At 74.8% G+C, this 16,064-nt stretch carries 14 protein-coding genes and 1 tRNA gene; 10 read left to right on the top strand and 5 right to left on the bottom strand.

What is annotated here, in order from left to right; translation table 11 throughout:
- Positions 1-75: 75 nt before the first annotated feature.
- Positions 76-152: transfer RNA gene (locus FS882_RS14050), tRNA-Pro, on the top strand.
- Positions 153-166: 14 nt separating this feature from the next.
- Positions 167-1,096: a phosphotransferase family protein gene (locus tag FS882_RS14045; protein WP_187365303.1), complete on the top strand. Its 930-nt coding sequence runs from the start codon at positions 167-169 to the stop codon at positions 1,094-1,096.
- A 43-nt stretch (positions 1,097-1,139) separates the two neighbouring features.
- On the opposite strand, the gene FS882_RS14040 is transcribed toward FS882_RS14045, so the two are convergent.
- Positions 1,140-1,892 (bottom strand): ABC transporter permease, encoded by a 753-nt coding sequence (locus FS882_RS14040; protein ID WP_187365302.1) that lies wholly within the window; start codon positions 1,890-1,892, stop codon positions 1,140-1,142.
- Positions 1,893-2,059: 167 nt separating this feature from the next.
- Here FS882_RS14040 and FS882_RS14035 point away from each other — a divergent pair, with 167 nt between their 5' ends.
- The 8 genes from FS882_RS14035 (at position 2,060) to FS882_RS14000 (ending at position 11,513) form a co-directional block, all read left to right on the top strand.
- Complete coding sequence (locus FS882_RS14035; protein ID WP_158373750.1) at positions 2,060-4,552, top strand: Ig-like domain-containing protein; 2,493 nt, start codon at positions 2,060-2,062, stop codon at positions 4,550-4,552.
- A gap of 129 nt (positions 4,553-4,681) precedes the next feature.
- Complete coding sequence (locus tag FS882_RS14030; protein ID WP_158373748.1) at positions 4,682-5,119, top strand: hypothetical protein; 438 nt, start codon at positions 4,682-4,684, stop codon at positions 5,117-5,119.
- 185 nt (positions 5,120-5,304) lie between these two features.
- The gene (gene tig / locus FS882_RS14025) at positions 5,305-6,699 is read left to right on the top strand and encodes a trigger factor (RefSeq protein ID WP_158373746.1); all 1,395 of its coding nucleotides are present in this window, start codon (positions 5,305-5,307) and stop codon (positions 6,697-6,699) included.
- A 199-nt stretch (positions 6,700-6,898) separates the two neighbouring features.
- Positions 6,899-7,519, top strand: coding sequence for an ATP-dependent Clp protease proteolytic subunit (locus FS882_RS14020; RefSeq protein WP_147796218.1), 621 nt, complete (start codon positions 6,899-6,901; stop codon positions 7,517-7,519).
- A gap of 38 nt (positions 7,520-7,557) precedes the next feature.
- Positions 7,558-8,268, top strand: coding sequence for an ATP-dependent Clp protease proteolytic subunit (locus tag FS882_RS14015; protein WP_147796219.1), 711 nt, complete (start codon positions 7,558-7,560; stop codon positions 8,266-8,268).
- A 186-nt stretch (positions 8,269-8,454) separates the two neighbouring features.
- On the top strand, positions 8,455-9,741 hold the full coding sequence (clpX, locus tag FS882_RS14010; protein WP_158373744.1) for an ATP-dependent Clp protease ATP-binding subunit ClpX: 1,287 nt from the start codon (positions 8,455-8,457) through the stop codon (positions 9,739-9,741).
- 31 nt (positions 9,742-9,772) lie between these two features.
- Complete coding sequence (locus tag FS882_RS14005) at positions 9,773-10,123, top strand: chorismate mutase (RefSeq protein WP_158373742.1); 351 nt, start codon at positions 9,773-9,775, stop codon at positions 10,121-10,123.
- 187 nt (positions 10,124-10,310) lie between these two features.
- Positions 10,311-11,513 carry a hypothetical protein gene (locus FS882_RS14000; protein ID WP_158373740.1) on the top strand — a complete coding sequence of 401 codons (1,203 nt, stop codon included), beginning with the start codon at positions 10,311-10,313 and terminating at the stop codon, positions 11,511-11,513.
- 84 nt (positions 11,514-11,597) lie between these two features.
- On the opposite strand, the gene FS882_RS13995 is transcribed toward FS882_RS14000, so the two are convergent.
- From FS882_RS13995 to FS882_RS13980, 4 genes are all read right to left on the bottom strand, one after another.
- A complete protein-coding gene (locus tag FS882_RS13995) occupies positions 11,598-13,412 on the bottom strand; it encodes an AMP-dependent synthetase/ligase (RefSeq protein ID WP_158373738.1) in 1,815 nt (604 codons plus the stop codon).
- Positions 13,413-13,591: 179 nt separating this feature from the next.
- A complete protein-coding gene (locus FS882_RS13990; RefSeq protein ID WP_158373736.1) occupies positions 13,592-14,368 on the bottom strand; it encodes an amino acid ABC transporter ATP-binding protein in 777 nt (258 codons plus the stop codon).
- The gene (locus tag FS882_RS13985; RefSeq protein ID WP_158373962.1) at positions 14,365-15,174 is read right to left on the bottom strand and encodes an amino acid ABC transporter permease; all 810 of its coding nucleotides are present in this window, start codon (positions 15,172-15,174) and stop codon (positions 14,365-14,367) included. Before FS882_RS13985 ends, FS882_RS13990 begins: the two co-directional genes overlap by 4 nt.
- A 34-nt stretch (positions 15,175-15,208) precedes the next feature.
- Positions 15,209-16,033, bottom strand: a complete 825-nt coding sequence (locus FS882_RS13980; RefSeq protein WP_158373734.1) for a transporter substrate-binding domain-containing protein — start codon at positions 16,031-16,033, stop codon at positions 15,209-15,211.
- Between the last annotated feature and the right edge of the window lie 31 nt (positions 16,034-16,064).

The raw sequence follows: 16,064 nt of genomic DNA, 5'->3' as shown, positions 1-16,064 counted from the left end.
ACTCGCACCTGCGCGCCCGCACGGCACCCACGCCGCCACCGGGGGTGCGCGTCGCGCCACTAGACTCCGGCCCGACGGGATGTGGCGCAGGTTGGTAGCGCGTCCGCTTTGGGAGCGGAAGGTCGTGGGTTCGAATCCCGCCATCCCGACCACGCGAGGAGGCCCGGTGCCGGCCGACGCGGACCTGCTGCCCGCCGTCCTGGCCGACCTCGCCGTCCGGGTGCCGGGGCTCCGCGCGGACGGCTGGTCGCCGTCGGTCCAGGGCGCGGTCGGCCACGTGCGGGGACTGACGGGCGACGACGGCACGCGGTACGTCCTCAAGGTGCTCGGCCCCCGGGTGCGCGACCGGCTGCCCGCCGAGGTCACGGCGCTCGGCCTGCTGCGGGACGTGCCGGGAGTGCCGGTCCCCGTCGTGCGCGCCCACGGGGTCACGGCGGGCGGCGCCGCCTACGTCCTGATGTCCCGGCTGGGCGGCGCGCGCTGGGCCGACCGGCGGGCGACGCTCGGGGCGGCGGCCACCACGGGGCTCACGGCGGCGGTTGGTGCCGTGCTCCGCCGGGTGCACACCGTCACCGGGCTGTTCTTCGGCGACCTCGCGGCGGCCGGACCGCGCCGGGCCGGTGCGGGGGACCGGGTGACGGCCCGCGCCGACGAGCTGCTGACGGCCTACCGGCGGGTCGGCGGGCCGACCGTGGTGGGCGAGGGCGTCCGCGCGCTGCTGGCGGAGCGGCGCGACGCCCTCGACGCCGACGTCGTCCCGGTGCTCTGCCACCGGGACCTGGTCGACGGGAACGTGCTGGTGGACGACCGCGACCCGACTCGGGTGAGCGGGATCGTCGACCTGGAGCGGGCCGCGTGGGACGACCCGGTGGCCGACCTGGCCCTGACGCTGGTGCACGTGCGGCAGCACGCGCCGGGGGACGTCGGGGCGCTGCTCGACGGGTACGGCGGCCTCACCGCGGACCAGACGGCGCGCCTCGGGGTGCACGAGGTGCTGCACCTGCTCGCCGAGCGGGTGTGGGTCGCGGTCGACCGACCCTCCCGGTGGCGGGAGTCGGCGGATCGGCTCGACGGGCTGCTGCGCGCCCGGGTCTGACGCCGGCGCGGCTCGACCGGCCCGGGCCGCGTCTCTCGGGGGCTCAGACCACCACCGCCGGGCGCGCCGCCCCCAGCCGTCCCGCGAGCAGCGTCGAGGTCAGGACCCCCGACACCGCCTGCGCCGCCAGGAGCCCGACGAGCACCAGCACCTGCACCTGCGCCGCCACCGCCGGGCTCGCCCCGCCGAGCAGCAGCCCGACGAACGCCCCCGGCAGCGTCACCAGCCCGGCGCTGCGGGTCTGGTCGATCCCGGGCACCAGCGCCCGCGCCACCGCGCGCCGCGCGTGGCCCGCGACCGCCTGCCGACCCGTCGCGCCGAGCGCGAGCCAGCCCTCGACGACGTCCCACTCGGTGTGCAGGTCGTCCCGGAGCCGCAGGCCGGTCACGGAGGCGGCTGCCATCGCGCCGCCGATCGTCTGCGCGCCGAACGGCACGAGCGTGGGCGCGCCGAGCGCGAGGGCACCGCTCGCGACGACCGGGACGACGGCGGTGGTCGCCCCCGCCAGCACCGCGAGCCCGACCGCGCCGAGCGTGCGCGGGCCGAGGCCGACGCGCCGGGTCGCCGTCCAGGCCGCCACCGCCACCATGACCGCCAGGTAGAGGCCCGCGGCGGCGGGGTGCCGGAACACCCACGCGATGACGACCGCGACGGCGACGAGCTGCACGGCACCCCGCAGCACCGCCACGACGGTCTCCCGGCGGACCGGCACCCGGGCGGCCGTCGTGACCGCGAGGAACACGGCGAGCAGGGCGACCAGCGCGAGCGCCGTCCGCAGGGCGGAGCCGCCGGTCACGCAGCGCGGCGAGCGGGGGCGGCGGGCACCGTCGGACCGTACCGGCTCCGCCGGCGGAACCGTGTGGGCCACCGGGGGGAACCGTCTTCCGTGCCCTCGCGCCCGTCGAGTACCGTCCGCGACGTCCACCCGTGCCCTGCGGGACCCCCGACCCGAAGGACGCGTGCATGACGCCCGCCCGCACCGTGCCGCCCGCCGCCGCGCCCGGACGGGTCGGGCGCCGCCCCGCGCGGCCCGGGCTCGCGCGGCGCCTGGTGGCGGTGGCCGCGGTGGCGCTCGCGGTCGGGGTGCCGGTGTCGGCGGCCGCGGCGCCGCCGAGCCCGGACGCGGGGTCGACCGCCGGGGGCGCGGTGGTCGAGCTCGAGGTCCCCGGGTCGACGTACGCGGACGTCTGGGCCGGCGCCTCGTCATCGTTCGCCGTCACGTCGGACGGGCGGCTGTGGGCGGCGGGCAGCGGGACCGCCGGGCAGCTCGGCGACGGCGCTTCGGCCGACCGGGCGACCCGCGTCCCCGTCGGTGGTCTGCCGGGCGGGGTCACGCAGGTCGCCGGCGGCCAGCGGCACACCCTGGCGGTGGCCGGTGACGGGAGCCTGTGGTCGTGGGGCGACGGGTCCTCCGGCCAGCTGGGCCACGGCTCCAGCGCCGGGCGCGACGTGCCGGGACAGGTGTATCTCGTCGACGTCCCCGTGGTCTCCGTCGCCGCCGGTGCGGAGTTCAGTCTCGCCGTCACCGAGGACGGGCGGACGTGGGCCTGGGGAGAGAACGACGAGGCGCAGCTGGGCTGGCCGGCCCAGGTCGGGGTCTCGCTGCCCGTGCGTGTCGGCGGGCTCGCCGACACGCCCCGGTCCGTGGCCGTCGCCGCGGGGACCGCGCACGGTCTCGCGCTCCGGGAGGACGGCACGGTCTGGGCCTGGGGCCGGGGTGAGCTCGGCCAGCTCGGCGACGGTGCGAGGACGTCCTCGTCGACCCCGGTCCAGGTGACCGGCTGGGGCGCGCGGCGGATCGTCGCGGTGAGCGCCGGCGCCGACCACTCGGCCGCCGTCGCCGAGGACGGGACGCTGTGGATCTGGGGCTCCGGCGGGTGGGGTCAGCTGGGGGACGGGGCCCTGGGCGGGGTGGCGGCGGTGCCGCAGCAGGTGCCGGGCCTGGCGGACGTGCGCGTCGCGGAGGCCGCGCTGTCGGCGACCGCGACCGTGGTTCGGAGCACCGACGGCGAGGTGTGGAGCTGGGGGAGCGGCGCGGCCCTGGGCGACCCGGCTCGTCCGCTCGCGTCCGCACCCGCGCGCGTGCCGCTGCCGGGGCCGGCCCGTGCCCTGGCGTCGGAGGGCGAGCACGCCGAGGTGGTGCTCGACGACGGCACGCTGTGGACCTGGGGGTCGGGCACCGCCGGAGCGACGTCCGACGGTGCCGGCGCGGACAGCGCGGTGCCGACGCGCGTGCGCGCACCGCTCGCCGTCATCGCCGTCTCGTTCGGTGCCGTGGCGGCCACGGACGTGACCGTGGTCGACGACCGGCGCGTCCGCGCGACCGCCCCCGCGCAGGCCGCGGGGGCCGTCGCGGTCCGGCTGGCGACGGTCCTGCGCGACGGGGTGACCGCCGGCCCGGACCTGGCGCTCGACGCCGCGTTCACCTACGTCGAGCCGCCCGCCGCACCCCGGGACGTCGTCGCGTCCGCCGTCCGCGTGACCGCCCGGGCGACGCCCGGCAGCACGGTGGCCGTGCGGGACGCCGGCGGCGCGAGCCTGGGGTCCGCGGTGGCGGGCGCCGACGGGGGCGTGGTCGTCGGGCTCGACCCGGCACCGCTCGACGGCCAGGTCCTCACGGTGGCGGCTGCAGTGCGCGGGGTCGCCGGGCCGGGCACCCCGGTGACGGTCGACGCGGTCGCCCCCGCGCCGCCGGTGCTGCGCCCGACGGACGGCCGCGCGCTCACCGGGACGGCGGAACCGGGTGCCCTCCTCCGCGTCCGGCGCGACGACGGCGCGCTCGCCGGCACGACGACGGTCGCCGCTGACGGCACCTGGTCGGTCGGCCTGGCGCCGGCGGCGGTCGCGGGGGACCGCCTCGACGTCGACGCGCAGGACGGCGCCGGCAACACGTCGACCGCGGTGCGGTGGCGCGTCGGGCTGCCCGGGGTCACCGCCGCGGCCCTCGTCGCGGGCCGCGGCGGGTCCCTGGGGGCCGGCGGGTTCCAGCCCGGGGAGCTCGTCCGCGTGACCCTCGGGGGCGCCGACCTCGGGACGGTGCCGGCCGATGCCGAGGGGTCCGTCGCGGTGCCCGCCACGGTGGCCGAGGTCCCGCCCGGCGGGTCGCTCGCGCTGGTGCTCCGGGGTGAGCTGTCCGGCGTCCTGACGGGCGACGTCGCGGTGACGGCGCCGGGGTCCGTCCCCGGCGCCGGCCCGGGGACCGGTCTGGCGCCCGGACCCGGCTCCGCGCCGGGCTCCGCGCCCAGCTCGGGGGCCGGCCCGGGGACCGCGGCCACGACGGCGGGCGACTCCGGCGCCCGCGCCGCGCGGCCGTCCGCCGGCCTCGCCGCGACGGGCACGGCGGTGCTGGCCGCGGTCGCTCTCGCCGGTGCGGCCGGGGCGGTGGGCGTGGCGCTGGTCGTCTGGTCCGGGCGAGGGCGGGCCTCCGCCCGTCGGCGCGTCCACCCCGCGGGCTGATCGCGCCGGTCGCGCCCGGGCCGACGGCCAGGCGAGGCACGCGCGCCGCTGCCCGCGCGGCAGCAGGTGCAGGCGCCCCCGCACCTGTGCTTCGATAGGTAGACGAACTCGTCTACCCAGGGAGCGGACATGGCGGAGCAGCAGGCGCGGCCGGGCGGCGGCCTCGCGCGGACGGTGGGCCGGATCGGCCTCGGGGCGGTGCTCGCGTTCGCCGGCACCAGCCACCTCACGTTCGCGCGCGAGGAGTTCCGGGCGCAGGTCCCGCCGTGGGTGCCGCTGGACGAGGACCTGGTCGTCCTCGGCTCGGGCGTGGTCGAGATCGCGCTCGGCACGGCGCTCGCCGTCGCGCCCGCGCGGCACCGCACGACGGTCGGGTGGGCCGCGGCCGCGTTCTTCGTCGCGATCTTCCCGGGCAACGTGTCGCAGTACCTGACCCACACCGACGCCTTCGGGCTCGACACCGACGCCAAGCGGCTCGCCCGGCTCCCCGGCCAGGCCGCGCTGGTCGCGTGGTCGCTGTGGTCGACCGGCGCGTGGCGCGCGTGGCGGGGCCGCCGCCGGGCCTGAGCGCGCTTTGGCGGCGGCGCGGCGCGGTGGCGTAGGCTTCGTGGGCCGGTGCGGCGAGCCATGCCCGCGCGCGCCGTAGCGTGCCGCCCCTCGGGGTAGAGCGGGGAACCGCCCGACCGGCCCGCCCCAGCGCCCACGCCGGGCACCCCGGCGCAGACGAATCCGAGCAGTTGGAGAGCACTGAAGTGAAGAGCGCCGTCGAGACCCTGGAGCCCACCAAGGTCAGGCTGACCGTCGAGGTTCCGTACGACGAGCTCAAGCCGAGCATCGATCACGCCTACTCGCACATCGCGGAGCAGGTGAACATCCCCGGCTTCCGCAAGGGCAAGGTCCCGCCGCGGATCATCGACCAGCGCGTGGGCCGCCCGGCGGTCATGGAGCACGCCGTCAACGAGGGCCTGTCCGGCTTCTACGCCGAGGCCGTCCGCGAGAACAAGCTGCGCCCGCTCGGCCAGCCCGAGGTCGACGTCACGAAGGTCCCCGGCCTCGTGCCCGGCGAGACCGACGGCGACCTGGTGTTCACCGCCGAGGTCGAGGTCCGCCCGGAGATCGAGATCCCGTCGCTCGACGGCCTGTCCGTCACCGTGGACGCCTCCGAGATCACCGACGAGGACGTGCAGGGCCGCCTGGACGCGCTGCGCGAGCGCTTCGGCACCCTGGTCGGCGTCGACCGCCCGGCCGCCGACAAGGACTTCGCGGTCATCGACCTGGTCGCCAAGATCGACGGCGAGGAGGTCGACACGGTCTCCGGCGTCTCCTACCAGATCGGCTCGGGCAACATGCTCGAGGGCCTGGACGAGGCGCTGACCGGCCTGTCGGCCGGCGAGACCACGACGTTCTCGACCACGCTGGTCGGCGGCGACCACGCCGGCGAGCAGGCCGAGGTCACCGTCACCGCGTCCTCCGTCAAGGAGCGCGAGCTGCCCGAGGCCGACGACGACTTCGCGCAGATGGCGTCGGAGTTCGACACGGTGGAGGAGCTGCTGGCGGACCTGCGCGAGCAGGCCACCAAGATCAAGGCGCAGAACCAGGCCGTCCAGGCCCGCGACCTGCTCCTGGAGCAGCTGCTCGAGCAGCTCGAGATCCCGGTCCCGGCCGGCGCCGTCGAGGCCGAGGTGCACCGCCACCTCGAGTCCGAGGGTCGCCTGGAGGACGACGTGCACCGCGCCGAGGTGACGGAGCAGGCGCAGACCGCGCTGCGCAACCAGATCCTCCTGGACACCCTGGCCGAGAACCTCGAGGTCAAGGTCAACCAGGGCGAGCTCGTCGACTACCTGGTGAGCGCGTCCCGCCAGTACGGCATGGACCCGAACACCTTCATCCAGACGATCGACCAGCAGGGCCAGATCCCCGCCATGGTCGCCGAGGTCGCGCGCTCCAAGGCGCTCGCGGTGGCCCTGCGCCACGTCGCGGTCGTCGACCCGGCCGGCGAGGCCGTCGACCTGTCCGAGTACATCGGCACGGACGAGGAGGACGCCGCGCAGACGGCGCTCGAGGACGCCGCCACCGCGGCCGCCGAGGGCGACGAGGACGCGGCCGAGGGCACCACCGAGGCGCCCGCCGAGGACGCGAAGGCCTGAGCCCCGCGCCACCCGCACGTCACGAGGGCCCCGCACCGATCCGGTGCGGGGCCCTCGGGCGTCCCGGCCCGCGGTTCGCCCCGGGGCCGGCGCGCCGCACGTGCGCCGACAGCGAAACGGGGCCCGACCGGGACTGATGCCGGGCGGGCCGGGCGTTAGGGTCGCTGACAAGCAACCAGTCCTGATCGAGGGAGCGTTCGTGAACGACCAGACGCCGGCCATCGCCCGGGCAGAGTCCGGGGGACTCGGCCTCAACGACTCCATCTACAACCGGCTCCTCAAGGAGCGGATCATCTGGCTGGGGTCGGAGGTCCGGGACGAGAACGCGAACGCCATCTGCGCGCAGATGATGCTGCTCGCCGCGGAGGACCCGGACAAGGACATCTTCCTGTACATCAACTCGCCCGGTGGCTCGATCACCGCGGGCATGGCGATCTACGACACCATGCAGTACATCCAGCCCGACGTCGCCACGGTGGCGATGGGCATGGCGGCCTCGATGGGGCAGTTCCTGCTCTCCTCGGGCGCCAAGGGCAAGCGCTACGCCACCCCGCACGCCCGCGTGATGATGCACCAGCCGTCCGGCGGCATCGGCGGCACGGCCACCGACGTGCGCATCAACGCCCAGCTGATCCTGCACATGAAGACGGTGCTCGCCGAGCTGATCGCCGAGCAGACCGGCAAGTCGGTCGAGCAGATCACGGCGGACTCGGACCGCGACCGCTGGTTCACCGCCCCCGAGGCCCTCGAGTACGGGTTCGTCGACAAGGTCGTCACCCACGCCGGCGCCGTCACCGGTGGCGGCGGCACCGCGGCCTGACCGACCCCGAACCACCACAGACCTCGTTAGGAGAACTCGTGAGCACCGAGTCGCAGTTCATCGCCCGCGCCGGGCGCCTCGCCGGCGGCTGGGGCGGCACCGCCGGGTCCGTCGCGACCTCGCCGTCGTCCCGCTACGTGCTGCCCCAGTTCGAGGAGCGCACGGCCTACGGCTTCAAGCGGCAGGACCCGTACACCAAGCTGTTCGAGGACCGGATCATCTTCCTCGGCGTGCAGGTGGACGACGCCTCCGCGGACGACATCATGGCCCAGCTGCTGGTCCTGGAGTCGACCGACCCCGACGGCGTCATCACGCTCTACATCAACTCGCCCGGCGGCTCGTTCACCGCGCTGACCGCGATCTACGACACGATGCAGTACATCAAGCCGCAGATCCAGACGGTGTGCCTGGGCCAGGCGGCCTCGGCCGCCGCGGTCCTGCTGGCCGCCGGCACCCCGGGCAAGCGCCTGGCGCTGCCGAACGCCCGCGTGCTGATCCACCAGCCCGCGATGGAGGGCGGCGGCTACGCCCAGGCGTCGGACATCGAGATCCACGCCAACGAGCTGATCCGGATGCGCGAGTGGCTCGAGGAGACCATCGCGCACCACACCGGCCAGCCGCTGGACAAGGTCCGCCAGGACATCGAGCGCGACAAGATCCTCACCGCCAAGCAGGCGCACGAGTACGGGATCGTCGACCAGGTGCTCGAGAGCCGCAAGGGCGCGATCGCGACCCGCGTCGAGCCGTGATGCGCACGGGGGCCGGGCGTGGCGGACGGGCGAACCCGGCCGACACGCCCGGCCCCCGGTGCGTGGCGGGCTGACACCGGGCCCGCCGTGGTGTGCAATGGACCGATGGGCGGTCGGCGGTGGCCGGTCCGCCCGAGAGCGCAGTGACTCGCGACCGACCGGTCGCACCGAGGGAAGGGGACGCACGTGGCTCGCATCGGGGACGGCGCCGACCTTCTCAAGTGCTCGTTCTGCGGGAAGTCGCAGAAGCAGGTCAAGAAGCTGATCGCGGGACCGGGCGTCTACATCTGCGACGAGTGCATCGAGCTGTGCAACGAGATCATGGAGGAGGAGCGGGCGGAGGCCACCGAGATCGGCATGGTGGAGCTGCCCAAGCCGAAGGAGATCTTCGCGTTCCTCGAGCAGTACATCGTCGGCCAGGAGCCCGCCAAGCGGTCGCTCGCGGTCGCCGTCTACAACCACTACAAGCGCATCCAGGCGGGCGAGGCGACCCCGTCGGTCGGCACCGCGCAGGCCGAGGACTCGGTCGAGATCGCGAAGTCGAACATCCTGCTGATCGGCCCCACCGGCTGCGGCAAGACGTACCTCGCCCAGACCCTCGCGCGGATGCTCAACGTCCCGTTCGCGATCGCGGACGCCACGGCCCTCACCGAGGCGGGCTACGTCGGCGAGGACGTCGAGAACATCCTGCTCAAGCTCATCCAGGCCGCCGACTTCGACGTGAAGAAGGCCGAGACCGGGATCATCTACATCGACGAGATCGACAAGATCGCCCGCAAGAGCGAGAACCCGTCGATCACGCGGGACGTGTCCGGCGAGGGCGTGCAGCAGGCGCTGCTCAAGATCATCGAGGGCACCACGGCCTCGGTGCCCCCGCAGGGCGGCCGCAAGCACCCGCACCAGGAGTTCATCCAGATCGACACGACGAACGTGCTGTTCATCGTGGCGGGCGCGTTCGCCGGGCTGGACGAGATCATCACCAGCCGCTCGGGACGCAAGGGCATCGGCTTCGGCGCCCCGCTGCACAGCGCGGACGACAAGGACGTCTACGGCGACGTCATGCCGGAGGACCTGCTGAAGTTCGGGCTCATCCCCGAGTTCATCGGCCGCGTCCCGGTCATCACCACCGTGTCGCCGCTCGACCAGTCCGCGCTGGTGCGGATCCTCACCGAGCCGCGCAACGCCCTCGTGAAGCAGTACCAGCGGATGTTCGAGATCGACGGCGTCGAGCTCGAGTTCACGCAGGACGCCGTCGAGGCGATCGCCGACCAGGCGCTGCTGCGCGGCACCGGGGCGCGCGGCCTGCGGGCGATCATGGAGGAGGTCCTCCAGCAGGTGATGTTCGAGGTGCCGAGCCGCGACGACGTCGAGCGCGTCGTCGTGAACCGCGGCGTGGTGCTGGAGAACGTCAACCCGACGCTCGTCCCGCGGCAGGCGCCCGCCAAGCGCACGCCCCGCGAGAAGAGCGCCTGAGCGGACCCTCCCGCCCCCTACGATCGGGGGCGTGACGACTCCTCCCGCCGGACCCCCGCCCGAGCTCGCGCGCCTGCGCGGCAGCATCGACAACATCGACGCGGCCCTGATCCACCTGCTCGCGGAGCGGTTCAAGGCGACCCAGCAGGTCGGCGTGCTCAAGGCGCGCCTGGGGCTGCCGGCGTCCGACCCGGGCCGCGAGGCCCAGCAGGTCGCGCGGCTGCGGGACCTCGCGCACGCCGCGGACCTGGACCCGGTGTTCGCCGAGAAGTTCCTCGCGTTCATCGTGGAGGAGGTCATCCGGCACCACGAGGAGATCGCCGCCGGCCCCGACGGGCAGCGCGCGCCCGCGACCGCCTCGGACGACCCGGTCACGGACTGACCGCCCCGGCCCGCGCGCGCCCGGCATCCGGGACGGCGGCGACCGCCGGGCGAACTCGGACCCGCGCCGGGGTGGCGCGCTGCGACGGGCTGTCAGAGGGTGGGAGGGGTCAGGACCGGTCGGTCGGTGCGGCCCGGACGGCGCTGCGCCGGCACGACCCACGCAACCGGACCCTCGGAGGTCGCTCGTGGAACTGCACTGGCTCAAGCCCCTGCTCGGACGTCCCGCCCCGTTCGTGACGATCCATCTCGACGCCACCCGCGCTGACGCGTCGGGCGACGAGGAGGTCGCGGGGCGGTGGCGGGCCCTGCGCAGGGAGCTCGAGCGCTCCGGGGCGTCGGCGACGGTGCTCGACGAGATCGAGGAGCGGGTCACCCGGCCCACCGGCGTGGCCGGCCCGCACGGGCGCGTGGTGATCGCGGACGCCGAGGGCGTCGTGGTGGACCGCGTGCTCAAGGAGGCCCCGGCGCAGTCGACCGCGCACCTGGACGACGTGCCGGTGCTGCTGCCGGCCGTGCGCGCCGCGGACCAGGCGACCCGGTTCCTGCTGGTCGAGGTCGACCGCCAGGGCGCCGACCTCACCTGGTCGGACGGCTCCGGCCTGCGCACCGCGCAGAAGGAGAGCGTGGAGGGCAGCCACGACGAGCTGCGCAAGGTGAAGGAGACCGGCGACGGCTGGAAGGCCCGGCGGGTGCAGATGCGCGCCGAGGACTCCTGGGAGCGCAACGCCGAGACGGTCGCGGCGGAGCTCGACCGCCAGGTGGTCGAGAAGAAGCCCGAGGTGGTGCTCGTCACCGGGGACGTGCGCGCGGTGTCGCTGCTGTGCCACGCGGTCGCCCCGCGCACGAAGGACCTGGTGGTCGAGGTCCCCGGCGGCTCCCGCGCCGACGGCGTCAAGCAGGACGTCTTCCACCAGCGGGTGGCGGAGGCGCTGGAGGCGTTCCGGCAGCGCCGGCGGGAGGAGACGCTCGCGCGGTACCGCGAGGAGCTGGGCCGCGGGGGAGCGGCCGTCACGTCGGTCGACGACGTGGTGACGGTCCTCCAGCGGGGGCAGGTGCGCGCGCTCGTGCTGCACGAGGACGTCACGCTGCCCGGCTCGGCGCTCGCCGACCGGCAGCTGTGGGTCGGCCCGGACCCGCTGCAGATCGCCACGAGCGAGGACGACCTCGCCGGCATCGGCGTCACGGAGGGCGCGCGGACGATGCCCGCCGCCGTGGCGCTGCTGCGCGCCGCGCTCGGGCAGGACGCCGGGCTCGCGATCGCGCTCGACGGGCAGGTCGAGGCGGTCGACGGGGTGGGCGCGGTGCTGCGCTACACGGACGGCTCCACGCCGAGCGAGGCGGTGCCGTCGCAGTCGGCCGACCAGCGCCGCCTGCACGACGTGGTCTGATCGCCGCGCCACGGCGCGTGAGACACCGCGAGGGCGCACGAGATCTCGTGCGCCCTCGCGGTGTCGCGTGCGCCCTCGGCGGTGTCAGTGCTCCCGGGTGTCGACGTAGAGCTCCTCGACGTCGGACGCGAAGTCCTTCAGGACGAGGGCGCGCTTCACCTTCAGGCTCGGGGTCAGGTAGCCGTTGGCCTCGGTGAAGTCGCCGTCGAGCACGCGCACCTTGCGGATCGACTCGGCGCGGGACACGGCCTCGTTGGCGCGCGCGGCGGCGCGGTCCAGGGCCGCCAGCACCTCGGGGTGCTTCCCGGCGGCGCGGACGTCCATCGGCGGCAGGCCGTGCATCGACAGCCAGCCCGGGAGCATGTCGGCGTCGAGGGTGACCAGGGCGCCGATGAACGGGCGGCCGTCGCCGACGACGACGACCTGGCTGACCAGCGGGTGGCCGCGGAACCGGTCCTCCAGCACGGCGGGCGCGACGTTCTTGCCGCCCGCGGTGACGATGAGCTCCTTGGCGCGGCCGGTCAGGCGCAGGTAGCCGTCGTCGTCCAGCTGGCCGATGTCGCCGGTCGCGAACCAGCCGTCGGCGTCCAGCACCTCGGCGGTGGCCTCGGCGTTGTCGTGGTAGCCGCGGAACACGTGCGGGCCCTTGGCGAACACGTTGCCGTCGTCGTCGACCCGCAGCGAGGTGCCCGGGTACGCGGGGCCGACGGTGCCGATCTTGATCAGGCCGGGGCGGTTCACGGCGGACGGGGCGGTGGTCTCGGTCAGGCCGTAGCCCTCCAGGACCACCAGGCCGAGGCCACGGTAGTAGTGCCCCAGCCGCTCGCCGAGCGGGGCGCCGCCGGAGATCGCGTACCGGAGCGAGCCGCCCATCGCGTCCCGGAGCTTGCGCAGCACCAGCGACGACGCGAGGGCGTGCGCCGCCTTGAGCTGCGCGGACGGCCCGGGGGCGGTGTCGAGGGCGCGGGAGTAGGTGATCGACACCTTCGCCGCCCAGCGGAACAGCTTGAGCTTCGCGCCGTGCCCGGCCTTCTGCTCCGCGGAGTTGTAGACCTTCTCGAACACCCGCGGCACGGCGAGGATGTACGTCGGCCGGAACGAGGCGAAGTCGGCGAGCAGGTTCCGGGTGTCCGGGGTGTGGCCGAGCGGGGAGCCCGCCTCGATCGCGACCATCTGGATGAACCGCGCGAACACGTGCGCGAGCGGCATGAACAGCAGGGTGCGCGAGCCCGGGGTGGCGCAGACCTCGGCGAGCGCGGCGACGCCGTTGCGGGCGTTGTCCACGAAGTTGCCGTGGCTCAGCTCGACGCCCTTGGGCCGGCCCGTGGTGCCGGAGGTGTAGATGATCGTCGCGAGGTCCGCGGCGGTGGCCAGGGACCGGCGGCGCTCGATCTCGGCGTCGGCGACCTCGGCGCCCGCGGCGACCAGGTCGGCGAGGCCGCCCTCGTCGATCACCACGACCTCGCGCACGGCGGGCACGGCGTCGCGCACGTGGCCGACGACCGCGGCGTGCGCGGCGGTCTCGACGACCACCAGCGAGGCGCCGGAGTTCGACAGGATCCACTCGACCTGCTCGGCCGAGGACGTCTCGTAGACCGGCACGCCCACGCCGCCGGCGAACCACACGGCGAAGTCGGTGAGCGTCCACTCGTACCGGGTGCGGGACATGATCGCGACGCGGTCACCCGGCTCGAGCCCTCGCGCGACCAGGCCCTTGGCGAGTGCGGTCACCTCGTGGACGAACTCGGCGACCGTCACCGGCGCCCAGGAGCCACCGAGCCCGGTCGAGCGCTCGAAGATCACGCTCGACGCGCCGCGGGCCAGGCGCCGCAGCAGCAGGCCGGGCACGTTGAGCGCGGGGTCGTGCGGGGCGGGCGTGTCGGCGCTGAACTCGCGCATCGGTGCTCCTGGTGCGGGGGTCGGGGGACCGGGGCCGCACCGCGCTGACGAGCGGCGACGACCGTTCGCGCCATGGTATCGGCCGCCTGTGCGCCGACCCGGGACCCCCGGCGACAAGACCGGGCCGCCGGGATCGTGGGATCCCGACGACCCGGTGCGGTCGTGCGCGGCGCGGGCCGTCAGGCCACGTCGGTGTGCGTCGGGTCGAGCACCCGCTGCAGGAACGTGCGGGTGCGCGCCTCGCGGGGCGCCCCGATCACCTGGTCCGCGGGGCCGTCCTCGACGATGACGCCGCCGTCCATGAACACGACGCGGTCGCCGACGTCCCGGGCGAACGCCATCTCGTGCGTCACCACGATCATCGTCATGCCGGCGTCGGCCAGGTCGCGCATGACGCCGAGCACGTCGCCGACCAGCTCCGGGTCGAGGGCCGAGGTCGGCTCGTCGAACAGCATGAGCTGCGGGTCCATCGACAGCGCCCGGGCGATCGCGACCCGCTGCTGCTGGCCGCCGGACAGCTGCGCCGGGTGGGCGTCCGCGCGGTCCGCGAGGCCGACGCGCTCGAGGTTGGCGCGGGCGATCCGGTCCGCCTCTGCCGCGGAGCGCTTGAGGACGCCCCGCTGCGCCATCGTGCAGTTCTCCAGCACGGTCTTGTGCGCGAACAGGTTGAACTGCTGGAACACCATGCCGACGTGCGTGCGGACCTGGTCGATGTCGACGTCCGGGTCGGTCACGTCGACGCCCAGCACCTCGACGTCGCCGCCGGTCGGCTGCTCGAGCAGGTTGACGCAGCGCAGCAGCGTGGACTTGCCGGAGCCCGACGGGCCGATGACGCAGACGACCTCGCCGGCGTGCACGTCCAGGTCGATGCCGGTGAGCACCTCGCGCTCGCCGAACGCCTTGCGGAGGCCGGCGATCCGGACCACGGGGGCGCCGGTCGGTGCGGCGGCGGTCATGTGCGGCTCCTCGCGCCGGTGCGCTTCTCCAGGTACCGCGCGAGCTGGCCCAGGGGGAGCGTGATGAGCAGGTAGCAGGCGCCGATGAGGAACAGCGGCGTCAGGCCGCCCTGCGCGTTGTTGAGCGCGTCGCGGCCGATCTTGGTGAGGTCGAACTCGTTGGCGGTCAGGCCGAGCAGGAACACCAGGGAGGTGTCCTTGGTCAGCAGGATGAACTCGTTCGTCATCGGCGGGAGCACGATCCGGAACGCCTGCGGGACGACCACCTGGCGCAGCGTGCGTCCGTGGGACATGCCCAGCGACCGGGCGGCCTCGACCTGCCCCTTCGGGACGGCCTGCAGGCCGGCGCGGAGCGTCTCGGCGATGTACGCGGCGGACACCAGGCCCAGCGCGAGCGCGGCCTTCAGGGTGACCGACGGGATGTTCACGCCGAAGGCGATCGGAACGGCGTAGCCGAAGGAGATCACCACGAGCAGCGCCGGGATGCCGCGGAAGAACTCGATGTAGACGATCGCGAGCCAGCGGTAGAGGCCCACCGAGGACAGCCGCATGAGTGCGAGCACGGTGCCCAGCGACAGGCCCACGGCGAACCCGGCGAACGTGTACTCGAGCGTCTTGAGGAACGCGGCGGGGATGCGCTCGGCGATCGTGGCAGCGGCGTCGGCGTTGAAGAAGTTGGTGCCGACGTCCTCCCAGTCGATCGCCAGCGCGACGACCACGAGGACGACCGCGAGCAGCGCGTACTGCGCGAGCCGGAACGCCCGAGCGCGCCGGCGCGGGCTCCACCGGCGCCGGGACGCGGGCAGCGTCCCGGGCGCCGGGGTGGAGGTGGTCGTCACGTCAGCCGTCCGACGGGCTCGGCGACGCCGACGCGGTCTCCGAGGTCATCGGGGCGGTGCCGATGTACTGGGTGTACAGCTCGTCGTAGGTGCCGTCCTCGCGGATCCGCTCGAGGGTGGCGTTGATCTGGTCGAGCAGCGCGGTGTTGCCCTGCTTCACGCCGAGGCCGTACTGCTCGCCGGTGGAGAAGTTCGCGCTGACCTCGAAGCCCTCGGAGACGTACGGGCCGAGCACGGCGATGTCGTTGACGACCGCGTCGACCTGGCCGGTCTTGAGCGCCTGGATCTGCAGGCCGAGGTCCTCGAACTGGACGGTCTGCAGGCCGTTGTCGGTGGCCCAGGTCTCGCCGGTGGTCGCCTGCTGCACGCCGATCGTCTTGCCCTCGAGCGCCTCGACGCTGTCGAGGTCCGAGCCCTCCGGGACCAGCAGGCCCTGGTCGGCGTCGAAGTACGGGTCGGAGAAGTCGATCTTCTGCTGGCGCTCCGGGGTGATGGTGATGCCGGAGGCGACGACGTCGCAGTTGTCCGTGTTGAGGTCCGCGCCCGACTGGATGCCCTCGAAGGGGGTCACCTTGGTGGTGAGCGTGACGCCCAGGTCGGTGGCGACCTCGTTCACGATCGCGATGTCGAGGCCGACGACCTCGCCGTCCTCCTCGTACTCGAACGGCTCGTACGGCGGGTTGGTGCAGACGGTCAGCGTGCCGTCGCTGACGAGCTGGACCCCGCCGTCGGACGCGGCGGTGTCGTCGCCGCTCCCGCCGCAGGAGGCGAGCAGCAGCGCCGCCGCGACGGCGGCGGGCAGAGCGGCGAGGGTGCGGGTGCGCATGGAGTGACTCCTCGTGGGGGACGGACGGCCG

The sequence above is a fragment of the Cellulosimicrobium cellulans genome (genome assembly GCF_007679345.1).
Taxonomy (GTDB): Bacteria; Actinomycetota; Actinomycetes; order Actinomycetales; family Cellulomonadaceae; genus Cellulomonas; species Cellulomonas cellulans_A.
This window is presented reverse-complemented; position numbering and strand designations above follow the sequence as displayed.

Excerpts from the sequence above, each read along its gene's own strand:
- FS882_RS14035 (WP_158373750.1), top strand. The coding sequence starts at position 2,060 with ATGACGCCCGCCCGCACCGTGCCGCCCGCCGCCGCGCCCGGACGGGTC.
- FS882_RS14030 (WP_158373748.1), top strand. The coding sequence starts at position 4,682 with ATGGCGGAGCAGCAGGCGCGGCCGGGCGGCGGCCTCGCGCGGACGGTG.
- FS882_RS13995 (WP_158373738.1), bottom strand. The coding sequence starts at position 13,412 with ATGCGCGAGTTCAGCGCCGACACGCCCGCCCCGCACGACCCCGCGCTC.
- FS882_RS13990 (WP_158373736.1), bottom strand. The coding sequence starts at position 14,368 with ATGACCGCCGCCGCACCGACCGGCGCCCCCGTGGTCCGGATCGCCGGC.
- FS882_RS13980 (WP_158373734.1), bottom strand. The coding sequence starts at position 16,033 with ATGCGCACCCGCACCCTCGCCGCTCTGCCCGCCGCCGTCGCGGCGGCG.